Annotated in this window: 2 protein-coding genes; one reads left to right on the forward strand and one right to left on the reverse strand. The window is 38.3% G+C overall.

Features of this window, described 5'->3' with window-relative positions; translation table 11 throughout:
* Window positions 1-1057: PhoH family protein (locus AC1DND_RS27375; protein WP_477585946.1), on the forward strand; the 1057-nt coding region annotated here is incomplete at its 5' end.
* A gap of 137 nt (window positions 1058-1194) precedes the next feature.
* On the opposite strand, the gene AC1DND_RS27380 is transcribed toward AC1DND_RS27375, so the two are convergent.
* Window positions 1195-1694, reverse strand: a 500-nt coding sequence (locus AC1DND_RS27380) for an MFS transporter (RefSeq protein ID WP_477585948.1), incomplete at its 5' end; no start/stop codon positions are given.

A 1694-nucleotide genomic window follows, 5' to 3' on the forward strand; every position in this document is an offset into this window, starting at 1 on the left:
GCCTTTAACTATAAATGCGGAAGAAGTGTATGGAAAAGGTAAAACAGACCATAAGATTTTAAATGCAGCATTAAGTTTAAAAGAAGAATATCCCGATAAGAAAGTAGTACTGGTATCGAAAGACATCTGCCTGAGGTTAAAAGCAAAAGCTTTGGATTTAAATGCAGAAGATTATGAAACTGGTAAAATTAAAAATGTAGATGAGCTTTACGCCGGAAAAACCGAAATAGCCAACTTTCCGGTGGAAATTATAGATGAAATAAAAAAACAACTTTTTATTGATGCTAATGAAGTAGAACTGCCACCTAAAAATGGCAATCACTTTTATATTTTAAGGAATAAGAGAAAAACAGCAAATGTATTTTATAACAACAGTTTAAAAACAATTTCTGCAGTTTCTACTGATCCTATATTTAAAATCAAACCTAAAAATATTGAACAGGCATTTGCCATTCATGCACTTTTAGATCCTGAAATTAAGCTGGTGAGCATACAAGGGAATGCCGGAACAGGTAAAACGCTATTGGCTTTGGCAAGCGCTTTAGAACAGCGTAAAAACTTTAGACAGATTTATGTAACGCGACCGATTGTTTCCCTGAGCAATAAAGACATCGGTTTCTTACCAGGCGATGCAAAATCGAAAACTGATCCTTTTATGGCACCCATTTGGGATAATCTGCGGTTTATTAAAGAGCAGTTTATCGGCGATGATAAAATGTCGGAAAAGATTGATGAACTGATTATAACCGAAAAAATAGCGATTGCGCCATTGGCTTTTATCCGGGGAAGAACCCTCACCAAAATTTTCTTTATTATTGATGAGGCACAGAATTTAACACCCCATGAAGTGAAAACGATAATTTCGAGGGCGGGCGAACATACCAAAATAGTTTTCACAGGCGATATTTATCAGATTGATACGCCATACCTAGATTCTGAAAGTAATGGCCTGTCTTATTTAATCGAAAACGCTAAAAACCACCCGCTGTATGCCCATATTACCTTACATAAAGGCGAGAGGAGCGAGTTGGCTAATTTGGCTAATGAGTTGCTTTAAGCTTTTTTTCCCGTTCATCTACAGAAAAGGACTACAATGGTTGCGTCACCCTGAACTTGTTTCAGGGACTTCATTCAAACAGGGTAGGTTTTTGGGTTGCGTCTACTTCAGTCAACGATGACCGCGTTTAAGGCTTACTAATGGTATTTCTTCAAGCTCCTTAAACAGATAAACAATCCGATTAAAGTTAACACCGCACTCAATATAAATGGTGCGCCCGGAAAATAAACCGGAGCCTTGCCTTCGATAAAATAAGCAAATATATGTGTCATTACCCAAGGGGCAAATATGGCCGCTAAACTTTGTAAACCTGTTAAAACACCCTGCATTTCACCTTGTGCATTCGAAGGTACCTGATTCGAAATCAAGCCCTGCATGGCCGGTCCGCAGATTCCGGCTAAACCATAAGGAAGCATAAAAGCAAACATCATCCAGCCCTTGCTTGCAAAAGCAAAAGCTATGAAGCCTATGATGTATAAAATAAGACCAAAGTAAACCGCTTTCTTTTCTCCGATTTTAGGAAGGATCACCCTTATTAAACCACCTTGTACAAGGCCCACAACCAAACCCACAAAACCTAATGAATAGCCTACCCATGCAGCATCCCATTTAAATTTCTCCATGGTATAAAATGTCC

The organism is Pedobacter sp. 01N416 (genome assembly GCF_056399685.1).